This window comes from Ruegeria sp. P8 (assembly GCF_056534665.1).
Genome location: NZ_JBQERC010000001.1, coordinates 504925 through 528948, shown reverse-complemented (window position 1 = coordinate 528948; position 24024 = coordinate 504925). Strand labels below are relative to the sequence as shown.

The window sequence follows — 24024 nt, the reverse complement described above, 5'->3', positions numbered from 1 at the left end:
ATCAGGTTTCACTGGCATAGTTTGCGCTAACATAACAGGGTGAAACAAGACAAGGCACATAAAAATTGATGCCGTTCTGGACAGCACTGAATGACCGGGAACCAGACAGCGACCAATACGAAGGGGCCCGGTAAGAGGTGACCTGAACTAAGCCGCAGGAGAAATTTTTTGCGATTGTCTGGCGCTATGTTTCCGTAAAAAATTCGGAACGTTCTCATCTTACTGATTTCGGGCAGGCAGAGCGTCTGACACCATGATCAGTCGCAAGAAGGAAATCGGCGAATGAAATCACATGCCAAAGTTGTTGTCGTTGGCGGCGGATGTGTGGGCGCGTCCATTCTGTATGGGCTGACACAGCACGGCTGTAGCGATGCGGTGATGCTGGAACGAACCACGCTGACCTCAGGCTCGACCTGGCATGCGGCCGGTCTGCTGGTCACCTTCGTGCGGTCCCATAACGTGTCGAAGATGACGATGGAAACCATCCGCATCTATTCCGAAGTCGAACAGAAGATGGGTGCATCGGTAGGCTTGCGCAAAGTGGGTCAGCTGCGCGTTGCCAACACCCAGGAACGTTGGGATGAATTCCAGTCATATATCTCGATTGCCGAGGCCGCCGGTGTGCCCTGCAAACTGTTGACTCCAGCGGAAATTGCCGATGTTCATCCCCTTCTGAGCCAGTCCGAGCATATTCGTGGCGGCATCCTGCATACCGAGGACGGCTATGTGAACCCGGCCGACATCACCATGGCAATGGCAAAGCTGGCGCGGGATGCAGGCGCCACAATCTGTCAGAACACCGAAGCACAGGCGTATGAAAGGCTGGAAAGCGGTCATTGGAAAGTGACCACCAATCAGGGTGAGATCACGTGCGAGCATCTGGTTTTTGCCACCGGCAACTATGCCCGTGAAAATGCCCGGCGTGTTGGGCTGGACCTGCCCTGCATTCCTATCGTTCACCAGTACTGGACCACGGAAACCGTTCCACTGCTCAAGGAACGTCGCGCGCAGGGTTTGCCCGAGTTCCCGATCCTGCGGGATGAAGATTACGGCGCATATCTGCGCGAAGATGTCGGTGGCATTCAGTTCGGGCCCTATGAATTCACCAAGGACCTAAAGCTGTTTGCCGAAGACCGCGTGCCACCTGACTTTGGCGCAGACCTCTTGCCCGAGGATTTCGATGCCGTGGAAACCCAATGGGCACGGGCAATCGAACGGGTTCCAGTTCTTGGCGAGGTGGGCATCAAGGCCAACACGCGCGGCCCCTTCCAAATGACGCCGGACGAATTGCCACTTGCCGGGCCAGCGCCGGGGTACAAAAACCTGTGGCTGGCCGAAGGGATGCCCGGTGGCATTCTGTGGGGCGGCACCGTGGGCGAACGGCTGGCCCGCTGGATCGTCGACGGTGATCCGGGCATGGACATGTCGGAACTGGACCCGCGCCGTTTCTCTGACTACGCCTCCAAACGCTGGACCATGGATAAGGTTCGCGAAACCTGGGGCACACATATGAACGCGCATATCCCCGGCGAAGATTTCCCGGACGCGCGCCCAATGAAAACCGTGGGGTCTTACGATCTGCTGACGGCGCATGGCGCAGTCTGGACCAGCTTCAACGGCTATGAATTCCCGCGCTGGTTCGCCAAATCGCCGCAAGAGGCGATCCCAGAACATTCTTTCCGCCGCACTCACCACATGGAACGCGTTCAGGAGGAAGTACGTTCCACCCGCGAGGCGGCCGGGTTCATCGAGATGTCGCCGATGACCAAGTTTACTGTACGCGGTCCCGGCGCCGCGCGGTGGCTGGATGGTCTGATGGCAAACAAATTGCCCAAAGTGGGCCGGATGAACCTGTCGCTCTTGTTGAATCCAAAAGGTGGCATGGATGCGGAATACACAGTTGTCCGCTATGCCGAGAATGATTTTTACCTGGTCTCTACCCCGAATTGGCGCGCCTATAACTGGGATCAGCTGCTACGCCTGCTACCACAAGATCAATCGGTTATCCTTGAAGACGTTTCGGAACAGTTGGGTGTGATCGCGCTGGCCGGTCCCAAGGCGCGCGAGATTTTGCAACCATTGACCGACAACGATTTGTCTAATGCTGCTTTTCCCTGGCTCTCTGCACAAAAAGGTGAAGTAGGCTATGCCAAAGACGTTCACCTGCTTCGGGTATCTTACACAGGCGAGTTGGGTTGGGAACTGCACCATCCGGTCGGGTATAACCGCCACCTTGTCGACCTGCTTTTGAAAGCCGGTGTAAAACCCTTCGGTCTTGAGGCTTTGGAATCCATGCGCCTTGAAAAATCCTATCGCGCCATCAACCGCGAGATTTGCAAGGACATGACACCGTATGAGGCCAGCCTTGATCGGTTTGTTGTCACCGAGGGGCGAGAGTTCATCGGAAAAGCGGCGTTGGAGAAGCAGAGAAGCGAGGGCAATCACAAACGGCTGGTCACGTTGAAACTTCCCTTTGGTGAAACTTCGGTGATGTTCGATGAAGGCGTTTATGCAAACGGTGAACTGATCGGGCACGTTACGTCGGGCGGGTTCTCTTATTATTGCCACCACGACATAGCGATGGCACTTGTACCAAACGATATGACCGCGCCGGGTAAACGGATGCAGGTGTTGGTCCATAACGAAATGCGCGATGCCGAGGTGATCGATACTTGCGCCGTTGATCCCACCAGCGCGCGTGCGCGTGCCTGACCCCTGAAGTAAAAAGACTGGATTTGAAAAGATGACCGAACAATCGACCAATACGCTTTCTCTTGCCGAGGTTCGGGCGCTGGCGAAATCCGTACTTGTTTCTGCCGGTGTAAACGCGCAGGGCAGCGATATTCTGGCCGACATTGTTACCCGGTCCGAGCGGGACGGTCCGCGCAGCCACGGATTGCGTATGCTGCCGGTCTATGTCCAAAGCTTCACCTCGGGCTATGCAAACGGCAATGCGAAACCCAAGATAGAAAAGGTTGCCCCGGGCGTTCTGCGCTGTGACGCAGATAACGGGTACTATCAGGTCGCCACAGCAGAAGCCCGCGACGCGTTGATCGAAATGACGCAGGAAAACGGCATTGCCGCTTTCTCCTGCGCAAATTGCCACCATCTGGGCGCGTTGCGGTTTGACACCGAACCGCTGGCCGAAGCGGGTCTGGTGGCGTTTGCCGTGATCAACTCTTTGTCCATGGTTGTGCCGCAAGGTGGGGTGCGCCCGGTATTTGGCACCAACCCGATGTCTTTTGCCTGCCCACGCGAGGACGGTGCGCCGATAGTCTGGGATCAGGCGTCTTCAATGGTTGCTTTGATGGATATCCGCATGGCCGCAGCCGAAGGGCACGACCTGCCCCGCCCTGCCGGGCTGGACCCTGACGGCGCACCCAGCACGGACCCGAACGCCATTCTGGAAACCCGCAGCCTGTTACCTTTTGGCGAGCACAAGGGCGCCGCAATCGCTTTCATGGTTGAAGTGTTGGGTGCAGCTCTGGCTGGTGGAACCCTTTCCGTAGACAATCAGGAACGCGAGGCGTTCGGGGCCCTGAACATCAAGGGCGGCGCAACACTGATTGCGATTGATCCGACGAGGTTCGGCAACGCGGCCTTCAATCAATATATCACGCGCATTTGCGCAGAAATTGTAGGCAACGGGAACGCCCGTGTTCCGGGTGACGGGCGTCTGGCCAAACGGGCGGCAGCCGAAGCTGAAGGTGTTGTGGTCAGCACCGAGGTTCTGGCCGCGTTAAACGCGTCCTGAAATACCCGCGCTTAGCTGACTGGCTAGAGAGCCTTCCTCCGACACGGGCGGCTTCAAGCGCCAATCCTGCTGTGCCCAGGAGGCAATCTTGCCGAGCCAATCACGGATGCGACAAACCATTCCCCCTCGGAACGGCGGTCCGTTGTGACCTGAGATGTCGTACCTATCGACCGCCGCCCGAAACAAACAGCCTGGAGAAGAAATCAAACAGGTCAGCGTGACACTCCAGAGGCAAAACATGCGCCACATATTGGTCCGGTCTGACGACGACCATACAGCCCTTTGTCCGGTCAATTCCGCGCATTTCGTAGATGTTTTCGCGCCTCTTGTGATCAACGCAAAAAACCTTCTCGAAGTCGCGCAGGCCATACCTGCCCTTCTCGGGTTTCAAAAGAGACGGCATATCCTCATAGGCCAGCGATTTGAAATCCTGTGGGAAGATGGCCCGTAGATCTATCAAACCGTCGATGTCTTCGTCAGGGCGCGTAAACCGTCGCAGAGGAGAGTTCGGATCGCTTTGCAAAGCCTCGCAAAGGTGATGGATCGATCCGTCTTGCCTACCTGCGTCTCCCTGTTCTGCGAAGGCATAGAGCCTCCAACGCGCATCCGCTTCGGCCACATGTCCCAATTGCATAGGCATGGCATCCGCAAGCCGGACAACTGGTGCGGAATGAAATCGCTTGCCTATGACCAGCCCACGCGCCAGATGCTGGTGAACCGGTTCGGCGACCAAGTCCGAAGGCCCATAATGAACCGAAAGCCCGCCGGTAAATTCCAGATTTTCGATAAACTGTTTTTGAAATCGGGGCATGTCGGTGCCGTCAAGCTCTGACTCGCCCGGTGGCGCACTCATGATCCGGGCCCAATTATGGTCGGTTTCGACCAGTCTTTTGGCCTCTTGCAAACGCTCGGCCGAGTAGCTGTGAAGAAGATCAGGCTTTGATCTTCCCGTCAGCACATGCACCAGTTTCCAGCCCAGGTTGAATGTATCGCCCATCGACACGTTCATCCCCTGACCCGCCTTGGGGCTATGGGTGTGGCAGGCGTCGCCCGCCGTGAACACGCGCGGGGTGCGTGTCGCAATTTCATGCTGCGGAACATCGTCGAACTTGTCGGTCAACCTGTGCCCAATCTCGTAGACCGACCACCAAACGACTTCTTTTACGTCGATGGAAAAAGGACGCATGATCCGGTTCGCGGCAGCGATGATATGGTCAGCCGTCAGATTGCGGTTGGCGACCCGCTCATCCGGGTTCAGCTTGTCAAGCTCGACATACATTCGGAACAAGTATCCGCCCTCGCGCGGAAGGATCAGAACGTTTCCTTCCGAAGCCGATTGAACAAGGCATTTCCGCCGCAAATCGGGAAAATCGGAATTCGCCAATATGTCCATAACGCCCCACGCCTGATGTGCGGCGTCGCCTTGCAGCTTACCCCCGATAGCCCTGCGCACATTGCTGCGTGCACCGTCACAGCCTACGACATAGTTCGCACGTACTGTAAGCCGTTCAACCACGTCGCCATTTTCGCCCAAGCGTTCAAGCTCTGCCGTGACGGGATGATCCGTGGAACCGGTATCAATCGTCAAATCGCTGACACGAAGCCCGTAATGGGGTTGCAGCCGCGTTGGAGCGTTTCTCATCACGTCCAGAAACAGCTCATGAATCCGGGCCTGATTCATCAAGGTATGTGGCATCTCGGATTGATCGTCGGCCACGTCCTGCACCGTGCCCGCCCGGCGGATGTGGCCCGGGCTTGTGGGATCGGGCGTCCAGAATGCCGTTTGGTTGACCCAATATGCTTCACGCTTCACTTTCTCAGCGAAACCAAACGCCTGAAACATCTCCATCGAGCGGACGTTGACGCCATCCGCCTGGCCTTTCTCCATCGGACCCGGCTTTTGATCCACGATCATTGTCGAAATTGCTGCAAACCCGGCCAGTTGCGCCGCAAGGCAAAGCCCGGCCGGTCCACAACCCGCTATCAGAACATCAACCTTTTCGGGGATGGTTGCGGGGTGGTTGTGGTGACCGAACGCAGCCGGTTTGATATCCGGATCACCCGGACGAAATCCATCAACGTAATATTGCATTGCCCCCTCCTCCGCAGGTTCACGCAATTTTAATAACTATACTTACTATTTCTTGTCAACAAAGATATGTACACTCACTAATTGCCGCGGTAGTTCTGGAAAAAGTGACGGCTTAAAGTGATTTCGGAGGTTTTGAATGAGCATTTACGGAATGGCGGGCCACCTCATCCGCAGGCTCAATCAGATTTCAACCCACGTGTTCTCGGTCCGGATGCAGGAGGCCGGGATCGACCTTACATCCGTTCAGTACGCAGCACTTGAAACAATTCGCGCCGAACCCGGCATTGATCAGGCCACAATCGCGGCGAAAATCGCCTATGACCGCGCAACAATCGGCGGGGTTATCGACCGGCTGGAGCAGAAAAACTACGTCAAACGCTCGGTCAGTCAACGTGACAGACGCGCGCGAGAGGTCACCTTATCCGAAAAAGGAAAAGACATCCTAGCGGCAGCTGCGCCAGTCGTAATTGACCTGCAAAACGAGATCATCGAAGGGCTAACTCCGAATGAACGCGAAACTTTCCTGAAGCTCGCAGGCAAGGCAGTTGAAGCTGCCACCGACGATAACACACGGTCTTGAATTCCACTGCGGGCGCTGGTCCAATTGAAACAAGGAAAGCAAAACCACCGTTTTCGCACTTTAGTTACCGAAAACAGAAACTATAATCTAAGAAATCTCAATTTACCTTTGAGCCAACCGAGGGCAATGTAATCCTGAGAGGATAACTTGGCGTCCGCGCAAAACCTGTCTGTTGCGTAGCGTTTCGACGAAAAGGTTCACATGTGTGAGCATTCTGTTTTCCGAAAAGGACCTGAAACCAAACACTAAGAAAGTGGATCAAAATCGTTATAAAACATAACTAATATGAGCAATCATGAACAGGGGATGATACTCATAGGTCATCTAGGGAGGAGACCATGACCAACTTGCGCAGAACCATACTCAAATCTGCAGTGGCGGCGATAGCTTTCGGCGCCATGTCAACAACTGCCATCGCGGCCGAAGTGACACTGCGGATGCACCAATTCCTGCCAGCACAAGCCAACGTACCCAAGAACGTTCTGGATGTCTGGGCCGACAAGGTCGAAGCGGATTCGGATGGCCGGATCGAAATTCAAAGGTTTCCGTCCATGCAGCTCGGGGGCAAACCCCCCGAACTGATCGACCAGGCCATTGATGGTGTGGCCGACATTGTCTGGACGGTGTCCGGATATACGCCGGGCCGCTTTCCCCGGACCGAAGTGTTCGAACTGCCGTTCACTATGACCAATGCCGAAGCCGTCTCACGCGCCTATTGGGATCTGGCCGAAGAAACCATGATGGACGATGACTTCAAGCAGTTCAAAGTTCTCGGGCTCTGGGTGCACGGGCCCGGTCTGATCCATTCAAAGGAGCCGATCGAAAGCATCGAGGACCTGAATGGCGTAAAGCTACGCGCACCGACACGCGTAACCAACGGCCTTTTCAGCTCGCTTGGCGCAACCCCGGTTGGCATGCCCGTTCCTGCGGTACCTGAAGCGCTGTCCAAAGGCGTGATCGACGCCACTGTGATTCCCTGGGAAGTGACCGGCGCCCTGAAGGTCAACGAACTGGTCGGAAACCACACGACTTTTGGCGATGACACGCTATACACCACCACCTTCATCTTCGCGATGAACAAGGACCGCTGGGATGCACTGCCGGATGATCTGAAGGCCGTCATCGACGCCAACTCGGGCGCTGAATTCTCGGCCTTCGCAGGCAAGCAGATGCAGGCCGATGATGACGGGCCACACAAGCAGGCGATGGAACGCGGCAACAACATCATCACGCTGAGCCCGGAACAAGTTGCTGAATGGAAGGCAGCATCACAGCCGACCACTGACGCCTGGATCGCCGAGATGGATGAAAAAGGTCTGGACGGAACCGGCTTGCGCGCCCGCGCGCTCGAACTGATTTCGCAATACTCCGGCAACTGATCCGGTCGCTCTTCCGGCGCTATTTCCCGCTGGGAGAGCAATCCCTTTGGAGTTGATCATGCAGAAACTGGTTGAGCGCATCGCGCGCTTCATGGCCGTTCTTGGCGGTGTGGTTCTGACTGCGCTGGTCCTGCTGACCTGTGTCAGCGTGCTGGGGCGCGGCTTGAACACGCTGGGTCACTCGGACATTCTGACGTCACTGTCGGAAGCAGCGGCAAATGCGCTGATTGCATCGGGCGTCGGGCCGGTGAATGGCGATTTTGAACTGGTCGAAGCCGGCGTTGCGTTCGCCATATTCTCGTTCCTGCCGATCTGCCAGCTCTATGGCTCTCACGCCACGGTCGATGTATTCACAAACGCCCTTCCGGCTAAGGTGAACAAGGTGATCATCACGTTCTGGGAAATCATCCTGTCGCTTGTCATCCTTTTGATTACATGGCGCCTGTTTGTCGGCATGCAAAACAAACTGGACTATGGTGAAACGACCTTTCTGCTGCAATTTCCGGTTTGGTGGGCCTATGGGCTAAGCTTTGTTGCCGCCCTTGTCGCATCACTTGTTGCTGTCTATTGCGCCGTCGCGCAGGTCATCGAGCTTGTCACCGGGCGTCATATCCTGCCCTATCGCGGGGAGGCCGCACATTGACCATGCTCGAACTGGGCTACGTGTCCTTTCCCGTACTTCTGATCATGATTTTCCTGCGCGCACCGATTGGCCTTGCCATGTTGCTATGCGGGATTGGCGGGCTGTATTTTGCCATGGGTGGCACCAGCATGTTCATGGCCAAGCTCAAAACCGAAACCTACTCAACCTTTTCCAGCTATTCGTTGACGATCATTCCGATGTTCTTGCTGATGGGGCAGTTCGCGACATTGTCGGGCATGTCTTCGGCCTTGTTCAAAGCGGCTGAAAGCTGGCTGGGCCACCGCAAAGGAGGCGTCGCCATGGCGGCAGTCGGCGCTTGTGCCGGATTTGGCGCAATCTGCGGGTCCTCCCTTGCCACCGCCGCGACGATGAGCCGTGTCGCGCTACCCGAACTGCGCCGTTACGGCTATTCCGGCGGGTTTTCGACCGCAACGCTTGCTGCTGGCGGCACATTGGGCATTCTGATCCCGCCTTCGGTGATCCTTGTGATCTATGCGATCCTGACGGAACAGAATATCGCCAAGCTGTTTCTCGCGGCCTTTGTCCCCGGCATTCTGGCAGCGCTCGGCTATATCATCACGATTTCGATCTATGTGCGCATGTATCCTGACGCCGCCGGCACCCGCGAAGCGATCCCATATCCTGAACGCGTACGGGCACTGCTGGATGTCTGGCCTGTCCTGCTGGTTTTTGGCCTTGTTGTTGGTGGCATCTATCTTGGCTGGTTCACCCCAACCGAAGGCGCAGCCGTGGGGGCGGCGGGAACCGGGTTGATCGCTCTGATCTCGGGCAATCTGAACTGGCAGGTCTTCGTCGAAAGCATCATTGCCACGGCCTCAAGCACGGCGATGATCTTCTTCATCGTGTTGGGCGCAGGGCTGTATAACAGTTTCCTAGCGCTCACTCAGGTACCGCAGGAACTGTCTGGCTGGGTCGTTGGACTTGGGCTCAGCCCGTGGATGGTGTTGTGCCTGATCCTGGTGTTCTATCTGATCTTCGGGTGTCTGATGGACAGCCTGTCAATGATCCTGCTGACAATCCCGATCTTCTTTCCGGTCATCAGCGCACTGGATTTCGGCATGAGCCCCGAACATGTGGCCATCTGGTTCGGTATTCTGGTTCTGATCGTTGTCGAGGTCGGGCTGATCACCCCTCCGGTCGGAATGAATCTGTTCATTATCAACGCTATGGATCGTTCAACCCCGATGACCCAAACTTACAAGGCAGTGATGTGGTTCGTCACCTCTGACATCATTCGGGTCATGATCCTGGTGCTGTTTCCAGCCATTACCCTGTTCCTGATCCCCTAGCTTAGACACCAACAGCGGTCCGGAGCAGGCCCATCCGAAAATAGGTATGAGATACAACAATGATTGAGCATACTAAATTGGAGAGAGCACCATGCAGTTAAGTGGATGTGTCGCGCTGGTCACCGGCGGCGGAAGCGGGTTGGGCGCTGCAACGGCACGGCATTTCGCCACCAGCGGAGCAAAGGTTGCCGTTTTGGATTTCAATGCTGACGGTGCGAAGGCAGTCGCTGACGAAATTGGTGGCCTTGCCCTGCAAGCCGATGTCAGTGACGAGGCCTCCGTCAGTGCCGCGTTTGAGACGGCAGTATCCCATTTCGGGTCGGCGCCCAGAATCGCCGTCAGTTGTGCAGGCGTCGGCATGGCGGCCAGGATCGTTGGGCGCGAAGGCAAGCTGTCATTCGACGTGTTCGAGAAAACTCTGCGCGTGAACCTTTTTGGCACCTACAACGTGATGAGCCACGCGGCGAGACACATGGCCGGTCTCGACCCGTTGGCTGACGGTGAACGCGGTGTGATCATCAACACGGCGTCGGTTGCGTGGCAGGACGGTCAATTGGGTCAAGCCGCTTATGCCGCGTCCAAAGGGGCAATCGCTTCGATGTGCCTGCCTGCCGCGCGGGAACTCGCACAGTCGGGTATTCGGGTGATGGCCATCGCACCCGGCCTGTTCCACACGCCAATGATGGAAGGCTTGCCGGAAGAGGTCACTGCCAAGATCACTGCGAACATTCCTTTCCCTGCCCGCCTTGGCGAAGCGCGCGAGTTCGCAATGCTCGCCGAACAGATCGTTGAAAACCCGTTTTTGAATGGCACCACTATTCGACTTGACGGCGCCGTTCGTCTGCCGCCCCGGTAAGGAGTTCCCCATGGACAGCCAAATCCTGAACATTGAGGTCAACGGATCCATCGCGACCCTGACCATGAACCGCCCAGACAAGCGAAACGCGATGTGCGAGGAACTGTTGGGCGCGCTGGATGATTTCTTTTCTGCACCACCCAAAAATGTGCGTGTGGTGATCCTGACCGGAACTGAAGGGCACTATTGTTCCGGGTTGGACCTGTCCGAGCATGTTCATCGTACAGCCGAGGAAAACCTGCATCATTCCCGTCACTGGCACAGCGTCATGGACAAGATCCAGTTTGGTGGGCTTGCGGTTGTCTCGGCCATGTTTGGTGCCGTGATCGGCGGCGGGCTGGAGCTTGCAGCGGCAACACATGTTCGCATCGCTGAACCTTCGACGATCTTTCAGCTTCCCGAAGGCCGCCGCGGAATATTTGTCGGCGGCGGTGCGACCGCGCGGGTCGGTCGCCTGCTGGGGGCCGATCGGATGACCGAGATGATGCTGACCGGCCGCAAATATGGTGCCGATGAAGGGGTATCGCTGGGGCTGGCACATTATAGCGTTGGTGAAGGCGAGGCTTTGGCGCTGGCCCAAACGCTGGCAGGTAAGATTTCCCGAAACGCGCCACTGTCAAACTATCTGATGATTCAGGCGGTCGCACGGATCAATGAAATGTCGCAAAACGACGGGCTGTTTACTGAATCTCTGGCTGCGGCCCTGTCGCAAACAACACCCGATGCGCAGGAGGGGCTGCGGGCCTTTCTTGAAAAGCGCGCCCCGAACTTCAGGTGAACACATGAAAAGGAAACATGAACACACGCCAGAAGACGGCGCGCCAAACACGATTAGCGATGCTACGCTGCGGGGGTTTGTCGGGTATCGCATGAAACGGGCCTTCAATGTGGTGCAGGAAGATCTGACAACAACTCTGCGCCCCTTTGATCTGCGAATGCTGACATATACGGCACTGGTTCTCATCGTCGATAACCCCGGTTTGCGGCAGTCCCAACTGGCTGACGCAATGGATATCGAGCGCCCAAACCTTGTCGTCATCATTGACGAGCTGGAGCGCAGGGAACTGATCGTCCGCGACCGGGTACCCACCGACCGGCGCGCCTATGCCCTCAGGACGACACTGGCGGGAAGGCAATTATATGAAAAGGCCGTCGCCGCGGTTACCGCCCACGAAGGCAAGCTGCTGGCCGGTTTGGATGACGCAACCATCACCACCGTTTTCGATGCCCTCAGGACGATCGAAAAAGCGAGGAAAAGGGGCTGATCATGCAACGCACATCGGAATACCTGGTGCATTCTGTTTCGCGCGAAGATCGGGCCGACGGCTCCATCCTGCTAAAATCGAACCACACTCTTGGTCCTGTCGTCGACAAAACCGGTGTCTGGCTGCACGCCTGGGCCTCGGACGCGCCTGACCGCACGTTCATTGCTGAACGCAGCGGCGCGGGATGGCGCAAGGAAAGCTATGCGACCACGCTTGAAAAGGTGCGAGCCATCGCAAGCTCGCTATTGGGGCGTGGGATGGGGCCTGACACGCCGATCCTGATCATGAGCGGTAACGGTGTCGACCACGGTCTGCTAAGCCTTGCTGCTCAGTATATCGGCATACCAACAGCCCCCGTGGCTGAGCAGTACGCGTTGATCCATGGCGCGCACGGCCGCCTGCGCCATGCCATCGAACTGGTGCGCCCGAAGATGGCCTATGTCGTCGATGCGGATAAATACCGAGAGGCGCTGGAACTGGATGCGCTTCAAGGGGTCGAAATCGTAGCCAGCCGACAAGGCAGGAACAGTCAGGTCACAGCGTTCGACGAACTTCTCAAAGAGGATGTCAGTGTCGATCTTGCGGCCGCCTATGAACTGGTTGGCCCCGACTCCGTCGCCAAGATCCTGATGACCAGCGGTTCAACCTCGGCCCCGAAGGGGGTCATCACGACCCAACGCATGATGTGTGTGAACCAGACCATGCTGGCCGACGCGTTGCCATTTCTGCGCACGCGTCCGCCCCGCGTGGTCGATTGGCTGCCATGGAACCACGTCTTTGGCGGATCACATAATTTCAACATGATGCTCGCCAACGGCGGAAGCTTCTACATCGACGACGGCAAACCGGTAGCTGGTCTGTTTGAGCGGACGCTGGAAAACATGTCCATGGTCACCGGCACGCTCAGCTTCAATGTTCCCGTAGGTTACGGCATGCTGCTGGGCGCATTGCAGCGGGATGGCGATTTGCGTCGGCGGTTCTTCGAAGAACTTGATCTGATTTTTTACGCGGGCGCTTCACTGCCACAGGACATCTGGTCTGGATTTGAACAGATGGCGCTGGGTGTCAAAGGTGAGATACCGCTGATGACCTCGTCCTGGGGACTGACCGAGACAGCGCCCGCCACAATGATGCAGTCCGAGCCCATTGATCGTTCCGGGGTTGTTGGCGTTCCGATGAACGGCGTGACACTCAAGCTGATACCGGATGAAGACATGCGGTGCGAAATGCGCATCAAAGGGCCAAACGTGATGCCAGGTTATTTTAACGAACCCGAAAAGACGGCCAGTGTTTTCGATGAAGAAGGGTTTTTCATTACCGGCGACGCCATGCGGTTCATCGACCCGCAGGACGTAAACAAAGGTATGAAATTCGATGGCCGGATTTCTGAAGATTTCAAGTTGCTGACCGGTACATGGGTGCGTGCCGCGCAATTGCGGATGGACTTGTTGACCTGTCTTGCGCCTCTTGCCTCAGATCTGGTCATTACAGGTGCCGACCGAAATGAGATCGGCGTCATGGTCTTTCCCGATGTTGCCGAGCTGAAGCGGGAAGGATTTGACCTGAGCGACGACAGTGGCGCCTACCGCTGCGCACTGTTGCAAGGCGAAATCCACCGCCGCCTGACAGAGCGCGCACGCGAGTTATCGGGCAGTTCCACACGGGTCGGGCGCGCCATTGTCCTTAGCGAGCCCGCCTCGATGCCCGAGGGCGAATGACCGCCAAGGGGAACCTCAATTTCCGCAAAATACTGACACGGCGGCAAAATTTACTTGAGCGTCTTTATGACGACGCCGACCCGGCAATCGTAAAGATCTGAGAAAGGAACGAACAGATGGTCGATATCTCCAAGGTTCGCGCAATCGACATTCACACCCACGCTGAAGAACCCTGCGGGTGCCACTCGGATGACGGCTATGACGACCTGCAGGCAACAATGGCCAATTACTTTGGCGCTCCGTGGAGCCACCCGCCTACGGTTCCCGAAACTGCACAGCACTATCGTGAGCAAAACATAGCCGCGGTGATCTTCCCGGTCGATGCCGAGCGGGAGACCGGCTATCGGCGCTACAAGAACGAAGAAGTTGCCGCATTGGCGGCGGAAAATGACGATGTGCTCATCCCGTTTGCGTCAATCGATCCGCACAAGGGCAAGATGGGCGCACGCGAGGCGCGCCGCCTGATCCGCGAATTTGGTATCAAAGGGTTCAAGTTTCATCCGACGATGCAGGGGTTCTACCCCAATGACCGTATGGCTTATGAACTATACGAGGCAATCGCCGAGGAAGGCTGCATCGCCCTGTTTCACACGGGCCAGACTGGTGTCGGTTCGGGCGTGCGCGGCGGTAACGGAATGCGGCTTAAATACTCGAACCCGATGTTCATGGATGACGTCGCCGTCGATTTTCCGGATATGAAGATCATCCTCGCGCATCCGTCATTTCCCTGGCAGGAAGAGGCGCTGTCCGTGGCGCAGCACAAGCCCAACGTCTATATCGACCTGTCCGGTTGGTCACCAAAGTACTTCCCCGAGATTCTGGTGAAATACTGCAACTCGATCCTCAAGAAAAAGGTCCTGTTTGGGTCCGACTGGCCCATGATCACTCCAGAACGCTGGCTGTCGGATTTCGAGAAGATCAATATCAAGGACGAACTGCGCCCGGACATCATCAAAGGCAATGCCGCGCGCCTGCTGGGACTGACCCCGTGATGCTGCCCCCTGCCCCATCACTGCCCTACCCAGTCACTTTGAACTTCGACGGTGCCGAACCGCCAGAACCGGGCCGCGTCGTGGTCGTCGAAGTCACCAGCTATCGGGTGACATGATCATGAAGCCATTCGAAGCCCCACTTGCGGACATCTTATTCACGTTGAACCACGTAGTCCGGGCCACCGATCTTCCAGATTGGGACGCTGACCTTGCTGGTGAGATCGGCGAACATTTTGCCGCCTTCGCACAAGGTGAAATTGCCCCGCTGGACGAGCCGGGAGACAGGCAGGGATGCTCGCTGGAAAACGGTCGCGTATCCATGCCTGCCGGCTTTGCCCAAGTTTATGCAACGTATTCGGAACAGGGCTGGCCCTCGCTCACCGTGCCTGGAGAATATGGCGGTCAAGGGCTTGGTGCCCTGATACTGGCCATAACGTCCGAGGTGTTTTCGGGCGCAAACCACAGCCTTCAGATGGTTACTGGGTTGGTTCCGGGCGCGGTGCGTACCTTGTTGCGCTTTGGCACGAAAGATCAGCAGTCCCGGTACATTCCCTCTCTGGCCTCGGGTGAAACTCTGGCCACCATGTGCCTGACCGAACCCGGGGCCGGGTCTGACCTTTCGCGCGTGCGCTGCTGGGCGGAACCTGCTGATGATGGCTGGAAGATCACGGGAGAAAAAATCTTTATCTCTGGCGGTGACCAGGACATGAGCGATCACATCCTGCATCTTGTGCTTGCGCGCACGTCCGATGAAGGCGTCAGAGGTTTATCGCTGTTTCTATGCCCCAGCACCTGCACTGACGGCAGCCGTAACCACGTTACCGTAACGCGCATCGAGGAAAAGATGGGCCTGCATGCCTCACCCACGTGCCAGCTGGCATTTGATGGTGCCAAAGCTGAACTGATCGGGGCCGAGGGTGAAGGTCTGATGGCCATGTTCACCATGATGAACCACGCCCGGCTTGATGTCGCCCTGCAGGGCGTCGCGCACGCCGCGCGGGCCTATGACATTGCCAGTGATTATGCCAGTGAAAGGGTGCAGGGACGCAATGCCGACGGTCAACCGGCGAAACTGGATCAGCATGCCGACATCCGCCGTATGCTGGATCAAATCGACTGGCTGGCAATGAGTAGCCGCAGTCTTGCGCATCTTGCATTTGTCACCATGGAACGGGCTACGTCACCTGACCTGGTTGATTTTCTGACCCCGGTTGCCAAGGTCTATTGCACCGAAGCCGGTATCAAGGCCGCCGAATTGGGTATGCAGGTACTGGGCGGCTATGGCTATTTGCGCGAATACCGGCTGGAGCAGACCTATCGTGATGCCCGTATTACCTCGATTTACGAAGGGGCCAACGGCATACACGCGCGTATGCTGGCAACACGTCTGGCCGCAGGGCCTGCGGGTGACGCCTTTGCCGAATTTGTTTCACAAGAAGCCGAGCATTGGACATGCGATGCGATTTCGGACGCACTGGACACTTGGCAATCCGCTCGCAGAAAGCTGAATCAGGGTGACAGCGCGGCGATGGCGCATGGGTTCATGCAAACGACGATTGATACCGCTCTGATCTGCTTGCGGGCGCGGCTGCGCAACGCCGCGAGCCTCCACCCATCCCCGGAACGGATCAAACGCATTTGCGGTTGAGGCTTGATCCACACGCACCGATTATCGACAACCAATACCCATCGCCAGTCCGACAGAAAGGCAGGCAACATGACAGATCCGAAAGTGCTGATCGCGGGCGGTGGTATTGCCGGGTTGTCGCTGGCGCTGACACTGCATCAGATTGGCATCGACTGCACCGTCTTTGAAAGCGTTCGGCACCCGCGCCCGCTGGGTGTCGGGATAAACCTGCAACCCAACGCCGTGCGTGAGTTGTACGATCTGGGTTTCAAGGCTCAGGACCTGGATGGGTTTGGCGTCCCTTCGCAGGAATGGGCGCTTGTCGGGCTGAACGGGCACGAGATTTACTCGGAACCGCGCGGAACTTTTGCCGGTTACAACTGGCCGCAATACGCGGTGCATCGCGGCGCGTTTCACATGGCCCTTTACAAGCGGTTTGTCGAACGCGCAGGCCCGGATGCCGTACGCCTTGGCGCTCGGGCCACTGGGTACCAGATCAATGCGGATGGGACGGTTACAGTGCGGCTGCAAACTGACGAGGGGGCTATCCGCGAAACCGGTGCCATTCTGATCGGCGCCGACGGTATCCATTCAGCCCTCCGCGCCCAAATGCATCCAAGCCAACCTCCGATCCATTGGGGAGGTGCCGTCATGTGGCGCGGCACAACACTGGCAAAGCCTGTGCGCACGGGTTCCTCCTTTGTCGGACTGGGTACGCATAAGAAACGAATGGTGATCTACCCGATCTCGCACCCCGACCCCGAAACCGGCTTGGCGTTGATAAACTGGATTGCCGAAGTCACCCACGATGACCCGGCCGCGCATGCGGCAACCGGATGGTTCCGGCAGGTTGAGGCCAAGGATTTTGCGCATCATTTTGACGGATGGACCTATGATTGGCTGGATGTTCCAGCTCTGATCCGCGGTGCGGGTGTGACATATGAAAACCCAATGATCGACCGCGATCCGGTTGAAACGTGGGTTGACGGGCCGGTTGCCTTGATCGGAGACGCCGCCCACCCGATGTACCCCACCGGTTCGAATGGGGCCAGCCAGGCGATCATGGACGCCCGCGTTTTGGGGGCCAGCTTGCTCAAGCATGGCGTGGGTCCAACCGCGCTGGCGGCTTATGATGACACGCTGTGCGGGCCGGTTTCAAACCTTGTCCTTCGCAATCGGGGTGCCGGGCCTTTTGGCCTGTTGAATTTGGTCAACGACCGCTGTGCCGGTGTGTTCGACGATATTGAAACGGTCATTCCCTTGGCTGAAAGGGCCAGTTTCATGGCCAAATACAAAGCTGCCGCAGGTTTTGCGCGCGACGCCCTGAACAGCGCACAGCCAACGATTGCGCCCGGCTCGCAGCTGGCTTGGCAGGCGTGATGGAAAAGCTATCGGTGGATTGAGCACCTGCGCCCATTTCAACAGCGTTTAGCCGGTCCTGTGTATCGCCCGTAAAATCATGCGCTGCCGTGAGTGATTTCGCGGCATACCAGCGTGTCCCACCGAAATTTCGTTTGTGGCGAAACGACCAACAGCTAATCGGAAAGAACGCACCGGATCAGACCTGTCTGAACGCCAGACACGTTTTGATAGAAGGAAATTGATTTCATTGCACCGCCTTCTCATGTTCAATTGCACGCAAGGCGACAGGGCCATTGAAAGGACTGAATATGCAGGATCATGGATATGCGTCAGGTCGACTGAACCTACCATTCGTCGGAATATCAACCTTTGGAAAATCTCCGTATGTCGAGGATTGGGACAATATTGATGCGGATGTTTGCATCCTTGGTGCGCCATTTGATTTCGGCACGCAATGGCGCGCCGGGGCAAGGTTCGGCCCTCGGGCCGTGCGTGAAGCTTCGACCCTGTTCAGTTTTGGACATGCCGGTGCCTATGACCACGAAGACGACGCAACCTATCTGGACAGTTCAGTACGTATTGTGGATTTGGGGGATGCGGATATCGTCCACACAAAGACCGAGGCCAGCCACGAAAACATCGCCTATGGTGTTCGCAAAATCCTGACCGCAGGGGCGCTGCCGCTTGTGATCGGCGGCGATCACTCTATCAACATTCCCTGCATTTCCGCATTTGAAGATGATTGTGCGCAAAATGGCCCGATCCACGTGGTTCAAATCGATGCGCATCTGGATTTCGTGGACGAGCGTCACGGTGTCACCAATGGCCACGGCAACCCCATGCGACGGGCGATCGAAAAAGACTATGTCTCAGGGATGACCCAGTTGGGCATTCGAAACATCTCGTCAACCGCCAAGGAAGGATACGAGGACGCGCGCGCACGTGGATCAGACATCCTTTCCGTGCGTCAGGTGAGAAAGCTGGGAACCGAGGCTGTTCTTGAACGCATCCCCGAAGGTGCTCGGTACTATGTGACAATAGATATCGACGCCTTTTGCCCCTCTATTGCGGCGGGGACCGGGACACCCAGCCATGGGGGATTTTTGTATTATGACGTTCTGGAAATCCTTCAGGGCCTCGCTAAACGCGGCAATGTCGTCGGCATCGACCTTGTCGAAGTGGCACCAGCCTATGACCCCAGCGAAAGCACGCAGATATTGGCCGCGCAGCTATTGTTGAATTTCCTGGGTTTTATCTTTCACGAACGCGCCGGTCGCGAAAAATGAAGGGGGAGCGTTTGCTGCCCCTTCTTTGTATCAGGCACCGATGATGTTGTGGCCGGGCCCATATGGGAAGCCGGTGATGTTCTCGGCCCCGTCTTCGCCCACCACCAGAATATCATGCTCGCGGTAGCCCCCTGCACCGGGTTGCCCTTCGGGGATCCACAGCATGGGCTCGATTGAAACGACCATGCCAGGTTCCAGCACGGTGTCGATATCCTCGCGCAGTTCCAGACCGGCCTCGCGCCCGTAATAATGGCTGAGGATGCCGAAAGAATGGCCATACCCGAACGAGCGGTATTGCAGCAGCCCCTCATCGGCAAAGAAACGGTTGATCTCGGCGGTGATGCCTGAACAGGTCGCACCGGGTTTGATCAGGCTCAGACCCAGTTCATGGGCCGCCACATTGGCTTTCCAGAGGCGCAAGCTGTCAGCGTCCGGCTCGCCCAGAAACAGGGTACGTTCCAGCGCAGTGTAATAGCCTGAGATCATCGGAAAAGTGTTCAGCGACAGGATATCGCCTTTTTGCAGGGCGCGTTTTGTCACCGGGTTATGCGCGCCATCGGTGTTCAGCCCGGACTGGAACCAAACCCAGGTGTCGCGATATTCGGCATCTGGATAGGCGCGCGCGATTTCCTCTTCCATTGCGTCACGGCCCGCCATGGCAATCTCGATCTCAGTTGCGCCTTCACGGATGGCCGCATGGATTGCCGCCCCGCCAACGTCCGCGGTGCGTGCCCCACCCTTGATCAATTCAATCTCTTCGGCGGATTTGACCATGCGCGCGGTCATTGTATCCGGCGCGATGTCAACCAGTTCGGGGGTACCCAGCATCCGCAGGGCGGTGTCGCGGGCGGCCAGCGTCATGTGGTCACCTTCAATGCCGATCCGCTTAACATTGCCGATCAGGCTTGCAACCGCACGCCAATAGTTGTCGCGCTTCCAGTCAGTATAAATCACGTTGTCTTCGACCGACCGGCGCCACGGTTGCCCGGCGTCGATGTTGGCCGAAACGGTGGTGCAGGCCTCTTGGGTGACCACGCAGCCATACGGACGGCCAAAGGAACAATACAGAAAGCCCGAGTAGTAGGCGATATTCTGCATCGATGTCAGCAGAATCGCAGGAATATCACGTGCGGCCATGATGCTGCGAAGCTTGCTGAGACGGCGATCATACTCCCCCTTGCTGAACGGCAAAGGCGCTTTGTCACCATTGTGGCAGGTAAAGAATTCGGGGCGTTTCGTTGTGTCGGTCATCACTTGGTCTCTCATCTTTGCCGGGCGACAAATCCCGGCCACATGTCCCGGCGTTCAGGACAGGCGGTCTCGGGGTCCGAGAGCCGATCATCCCCTTAGACGCCGCGACGCCATCGCAGCGGAGATGAACACGTGAATCGTTAGATCAGACAGAATGCTCCGTCAAGCGGGTGAAAGCCCCCGCAAACGTTCGGACCGACGCCGCAGCAACTCAACCGTAGTCAGCAGCGCAATCGACAGAACCACCAGGATCGTCGCAACCGCCAGAATGGTCGGGCTGATCTGTTCCCGCAGGCCCGTGAACATCTGCCACGGCAGAGTCTTCTGACTGGCTGAGCCAACGAACAGAACCACCACAACTTCGTCGAACGAGGTGATGAAGGCGAACAGGCCACCCGAGATCACACCCGGCAGAATCAGCGGCATCTGGATCTTGAAGAAGGTCCGCACCGGCCCTGCCCCCATATTCGCAGCCGCCCTCGTCAGCGAACGATCAAAGCTCACAAGCGTGGCGGTCACAGTGATGATCACGAACGGGATACCCAAAACGGCGTGCGCCAGGATGACTTTCAGATAGCCCACAAAGTTCTTGTTCATGCCCAGCGTGCCTTCAAGGAACCGACCGATATCGCTGTAGAAAAAGAACATGCCAGTGGCCGAGATGATCAGCGGAACGATCATCGGCGAAATCAGGATGCCCATGATAGCACGGCGGCCGGGTACGTGGCTCTGGCTGAGGCCAATGGCAGCCAGAGTGCCAAGCGAAACCGAGATGATTGTGGCAATCGGGGCAATGATCAGCGAGTTCTTGAAGCTGCGTTGCCATTCGTTGTTGGTAAAGAAATCACGGTAGTGCTTGAGTGAATACCCTTCAGGGTCCAGTCGCAACATCTCGGGCGTGAAGGTAAAGAAATCCTGCGCATTGAACGACAGCGGCAGAACCACAAGGATCGGTGTGATCAGGAAGACGAAGATCGCACCGCAGATCACCCGGAACAGGTAGTGGTAAAACACCTGCTGCGCGGTCAGGTATGGCAATAGCTTGCGCCGGTATCGCCCTTCGTACAACCAATAAGTAAACCAGGCGAAGAACCAGCCGCCCAGCAGGCCAAGTACTCCGCCCATTGGGCCCGACATCAAAAAGCCCGCGATGCCAAAACCAATGATGTTGATCCAGCGGGCCATCTTCTCGTTCTTCAGAACGGTGATATAGACCCAAGCGAGCGCAGAAATCAGAACAGCGCCGCCAATGATGCCCAAAAGAACCGAGCCATTACCCGCGCCGACAAAGACACCGGCGAAGGCGCCTGCCAGCGCGACACTTGGCAGAACCATGGACAAAGGTTTGCGGGATATCGGAGTAAGTGCGGCCATGTCGATTATCCCAGCTTCACGTTATCAATGCCCACGATCTTGTCGTAGACCCAGTAGAGCAGCAGAACGACCGCCAGAAGTATCGTTCCCAGCGCCGCCGCCAGTCCCCAGTTCAGTGAGGACGAGATGTGATAGGCGATCCGGTTCGAGATGAAGACACCTTTGGTACCGCCTACGATTTCAGGCGTGATGTAGTAGCCAATCGCCAAAATGAACACAAGGATTGAACCCGCGCCGATACCCGGAATGGATTGCGGGAAGTAGATGCGCCAGAACGTCGTCCAGTTGGTCGCACCCATGGATTTCGCGGCACGAGTGTAGGATTCCGGAATGGTCTGCATCACCGAATACATGGGCAGGATCATGAATGGCAGCAGGATATGCGTCATTGCGGTGATCGTACCGATCTGGTTATTGATGATCACCAATCGTGCATCGTCAGCCACCAACCCCAGCCAGACCAGCGTTTCGTTGATCACGCCTTGCTGTTGCAACATCACCTTCCACGCCGACGTCCGCACCAGCAGTGACGTCCAGAACGGCAGAAGCACAAGGATCATTAGCAGATTTGAGACACGCATCGGCAACGTCGCCAGCAAATAGCTGACCGGATAAGCCAGCAGGATACAGGCACCCGTTATTACCAGAGACATAAACAGCGTTCGACCGAACAGCTTAACAAGGATTTGCTTGTCTTCGGGTTGTGCCTGCGCGCCGTCGGGGGTTCTGCGCATATCTACCGCGTTCAGAAAATACCCGTTGGTGATCTTCGGCGAATGGGTTTTGATCACGCGCCAAGTTTGTGTATCGCCCCATCCGTCGTGAATATCTATTAGTTGCTCTTTGAACGGACCATCCGTTTCAGGATCCAGTTTCTTGATCTGACGACCTGACTTGCGGAACATCGAAGACATACCGGTTTCTTCGTAGTTCAAACGCGAACCAAGGCGTGTGTGCTCTTTATTGTCAATCGCAACAATCATGTCCCGCACAAAGGCATCATACACGCCCTCGCCCGGCAATTCTCCAGACTGTTCATCCCAGTTTTGAAGCGCCTCGACGGTAAGAGGCAGAGTGTCAGAGACGATGTTGTTTTCTACTGAACGGAATAGCATCGCAGCTATTGGAACAATAAAGGAAAACAGAACGAACAGAAGCAAAGGAGCGATCAACAGCAAGGCACGCAGCTTTTGCCGCCGCAACGAGCGTGCCAGCGATAGCTTGAGCGGTGTTCCATCCGCTGCCAGCATGGGTCCGGCATTTTGGCTTGCGTCAGTCATTGGAGCCCCTTGGATCTGTCTTGGTTCAGGGGCGGCGCACCGCCCCCGACTGTGTCATGAAATCAGACGCTCATTGCGCCAGCCACGCCTGGAATTTGGCGTCGATGTCATCACGGTAATCTGCCCAGAACTCGTAGTTATACAAGAACGTGTTCTTGGCGTTTTCCGGATCGGTCGGCATATGCGGGGCCATGTCGATCCCCAGATCGGCGTGCTGACCTACCAGCGGAGCCGACGAGGCGCGGGCCGGACCGTACGAGATGTACTTGGCCTGATCCGCCAGACGCTGAGTGTCGGTTGCGAACATGATATAGTCCAGCGCGCGCTGCTTGCGCTCATCACTCAGACCGGCAGGAATGATCCAGCCATCCAGATCGAACACCTGCGCGTCCCACAGCATTGCAACCGGCTGTTTCTGCTCTTCAATCACGCTGAACAGACGGCCGTTATAGGTCGAACCCATGATGACTTCGCCGTCAGCCAGCAGTTGTGGCGTGTCCGCACCAGCAGACCACCAGACAACGCTGTCTTTGATGGTGCCCAGCTTGGCCAAGGCCTGATCCTGACCTTCCGAAGTCGCCAGAACGTCATAGACATCATCCTTGGCGACACCATCACATAGCAGCGCCCATTCCATGTTGTTGATCGGACGCTTCTCCAGCGAACGTTTGCCCGGATAGGTTTCCAGATCGAACACTGCACAGATGTCGGTCGGCGGGGTGTCACCGACCAGATCAGTGCGGTAGCCGAATGTGGTCGAATAGACGATCTGCGGGATAAAGCAGTCGCTGACCAGCAGGTCGCCGAAATCCTCAGAGGCGGGCGTGCCATCCGGAGCTGCGGCCAACTGGCTGTCGAAATCGATCTCGAGGGCCAGACCTTCGTCGCAAAGACGGATCGCGTCAGCGGCCACAACATCTACCACATCCCATGTGATGTTGCCCGCTTCGTTCATTGCGCGCAGTTTGGCAACGGCTTCGGCCGAGCTGTCATCGTTCAGAATGGTGATGCCGGTCTTTTCCGAATAGGGCTCGTGATACGCCTTCAACTGCGACTTTGAATAGGCACCGCCCCAGGAAACGATGGTCATCTCCTCGGCTGAAACAGTGCCCGCAGCCGTCGCAATCGCAGCCGCAGTGAGCATGATCTTGGTTGGTTTCATGTGTTACTCCCAGTTCATCCCGTTTTATGTGGTGGTCAGCCGATGCACGGGTTTTCACCGGCCGGTCCCTCAGCTTAACCGCGCTTGTCCCGC

The 24024-nt window shown here is 56.8% G+C and carries 19 protein-coding genes; 14 read left to right on the top strand and 5 right to left on the bottom strand.

Features of this window, described 5'->3' with window-relative positions; translation table 11 throughout:
- Positions 1-282 precede the first annotated feature (282 nt).
- The gene (locus tag ACR0BZ_RS02615) at positions 283-2712 is read left to right on the top strand and encodes a GcvT family protein (protein ID WP_480919374.1); all 2430 of its coding nucleotides are present in this window, start codon (positions 283-285) and stop codon (positions 2710-2712) included.
- Positions 2713-2743: 31 nt separating this feature from the next.
- Positions 2744-3754 carry an Ldh family oxidoreductase gene (locus tag ACR0BZ_RS02610; protein ID WP_480919373.1) on the top strand — a complete coding sequence of 337 codons (1011 nt, stop codon included), beginning with the start codon at positions 2744-2746 and terminating at the stop codon, positions 3752-3754.
- A gap of 163 nt (positions 3755-3917) precedes the next feature.
- Here ACR0BZ_RS02610 and ACR0BZ_RS02605 read toward each other — a convergent pair whose 3' ends face one another.
- The gene (locus ACR0BZ_RS02605) at positions 3918-5846 is read right to left on the bottom strand and encodes an FAD-dependent monooxygenase (protein ID WP_480919372.1); all 1929 of its coding nucleotides are present in this window, start codon (positions 5844-5846) and stop codon (positions 3918-3920) included.
- Positions 5847-5982: 136 nt separating this feature from the next.
- On the opposite strand from ACR0BZ_RS02605, the gene ACR0BZ_RS02600 reads away from it, so the two are divergent.
- The 12 genes from ACR0BZ_RS02600 to speB all read left to right on the top strand — a co-directional run bounded on the left by ACR0BZ_RS02600 (position 5983) and on the right by speB (position 18864).
- A complete protein-coding gene (locus ACR0BZ_RS02600) occupies positions 5983-6426 on the top strand; it encodes a MarR family winged helix-turn-helix transcriptional regulator (RefSeq protein WP_480919371.1) in 444 nt (147 codons plus the stop codon).
- Between the two features lie 338 nt (positions 6427-6764).
- On the top strand, positions 6765-7805 hold the full coding sequence (locus tag ACR0BZ_RS02595) for a TRAP transporter substrate-binding protein (protein WP_480476338.1): 1041 nt from the start codon (positions 6765-6767) through the stop codon (positions 7803-7805).
- Positions 7806-7863: 58 nt separating this feature from the next.
- Entirely contained in the window at positions 7864-8448 is a 585-nt protein-coding gene (locus ACR0BZ_RS02590) for a TRAP transporter small permease (protein WP_480481631.1), read from the top strand.
- Complete coding sequence (locus ACR0BZ_RS02585; RefSeq protein ID WP_209504353.1) at positions 8445-9758, top strand: TRAP transporter large permease; 1314 nt, start codon at positions 8445-8447, stop codon at positions 9756-9758. The genes ACR0BZ_RS02590 and ACR0BZ_RS02585 overlap by 4 nt, the downstream gene beginning before the upstream one ends.
- Positions 9759-9849: 91 nt before the next feature.
- Positions 9850-10614 (top strand): SDR family NAD(P)-dependent oxidoreductase, encoded by a 765-nt coding sequence (locus ACR0BZ_RS02580; RefSeq protein WP_480831683.1) that lies wholly within the window; start codon positions 9850-9852, stop codon positions 10612-10614.
- A 10-nt stretch (positions 10615-10624) separates the two neighbouring features.
- The gene (locus tag ACR0BZ_RS02575; RefSeq protein WP_480773534.1) at positions 10625-11392 is read left to right on the top strand and encodes a crotonase/enoyl-CoA hydratase family protein; all 768 of its coding nucleotides are present in this window, start codon (positions 10625-10627) and stop codon (positions 11390-11392) included.
- A 4-nt stretch (positions 11393-11396) separates the two neighbouring features.
- On the top strand, positions 11397-11879 hold the full coding sequence (locus ACR0BZ_RS02570; RefSeq protein ID WP_480831681.1) for a MarR family winged helix-turn-helix transcriptional regulator: 483 nt from the start codon (positions 11397-11399) through the stop codon (positions 11877-11879).
- Between the two features lie 2 nt (positions 11880-11881).
- Entirely contained in the window at positions 11882-13597 is a 1716-nt protein-coding gene (locus tag ACR0BZ_RS02565; protein ID WP_480919370.1) for a feruloyl-CoA synthase, read from the top strand.
- Between the two features lie 116 nt (positions 13598-13713).
- Entirely contained in the window at positions 13714-14589 is an 876-nt protein-coding gene (locus ACR0BZ_RS02560; protein ID WP_480919369.1) for an amidohydrolase family protein, read from the top strand.
- 118 nt (positions 14590-14707) lie between these two features.
- Positions 14708-16237, top strand: coding sequence for an acyl-CoA dehydrogenase family protein (locus ACR0BZ_RS02555; protein ID WP_480919368.1), 1530 nt, complete (start codon positions 14708-14710; stop codon positions 16235-16237).
- A gap of 69 nt (positions 16238-16306) precedes the next feature.
- On the top strand, positions 16307-17596 hold the full coding sequence (locus tag ACR0BZ_RS02550) for a flavin-dependent oxidoreductase (protein WP_480919367.1): 1290 nt from the start codon (positions 16307-16309) through the stop codon (positions 17594-17596).
- Positions 17597-17886: 290 nt separating this feature from the next.
- A complete protein-coding gene (gene speB, locus ACR0BZ_RS02545; RefSeq protein WP_480919366.1) occupies positions 17887-18864 on the top strand; it encodes an agmatinase in 978 nt (325 codons plus the stop codon).
- Positions 18865-18894: 30 nt separating this feature from the next.
- Here speB and ACR0BZ_RS02540 read toward each other — a convergent pair whose 3' ends face one another.
- From ACR0BZ_RS02540 to ACR0BZ_RS02525, 4 genes are all read right to left on the bottom strand, one after another.
- Complete coding sequence (locus ACR0BZ_RS02540; RefSeq protein WP_480919365.1) at positions 18895-20115, bottom strand: aminopeptidase P family protein; 1221 nt, start codon at positions 20113-20115, stop codon at positions 18895-18897.
- Between the two features lie 162 nt (positions 20116-20277).
- On the bottom strand, positions 20278-21489 hold the full coding sequence (locus ACR0BZ_RS02535) for an ABC transporter permease (RefSeq protein ID WP_480919364.1): 1212 nt from the start codon (positions 21487-21489) through the stop codon (positions 20278-20280).
- 5 nt (positions 21490-21494) lie between these two features.
- Positions 21495-22769, bottom strand: coding sequence for an ABC transporter permease (locus tag ACR0BZ_RS02530; RefSeq protein WP_209504364.1), 1275 nt, complete (start codon positions 22767-22769; stop codon positions 21495-21497).
- Positions 22770-22839: 70 nt separating this feature from the next.
- Positions 22840-23931: an extracellular solute-binding protein gene (locus ACR0BZ_RS02525; protein ID WP_480481704.1), complete on the bottom strand. Its 1092-nt coding sequence runs from the start codon at positions 23929-23931 to the stop codon at positions 22840-22842.
- Between the last annotated feature and the right edge of the window lie 93 nt (positions 23932-24024).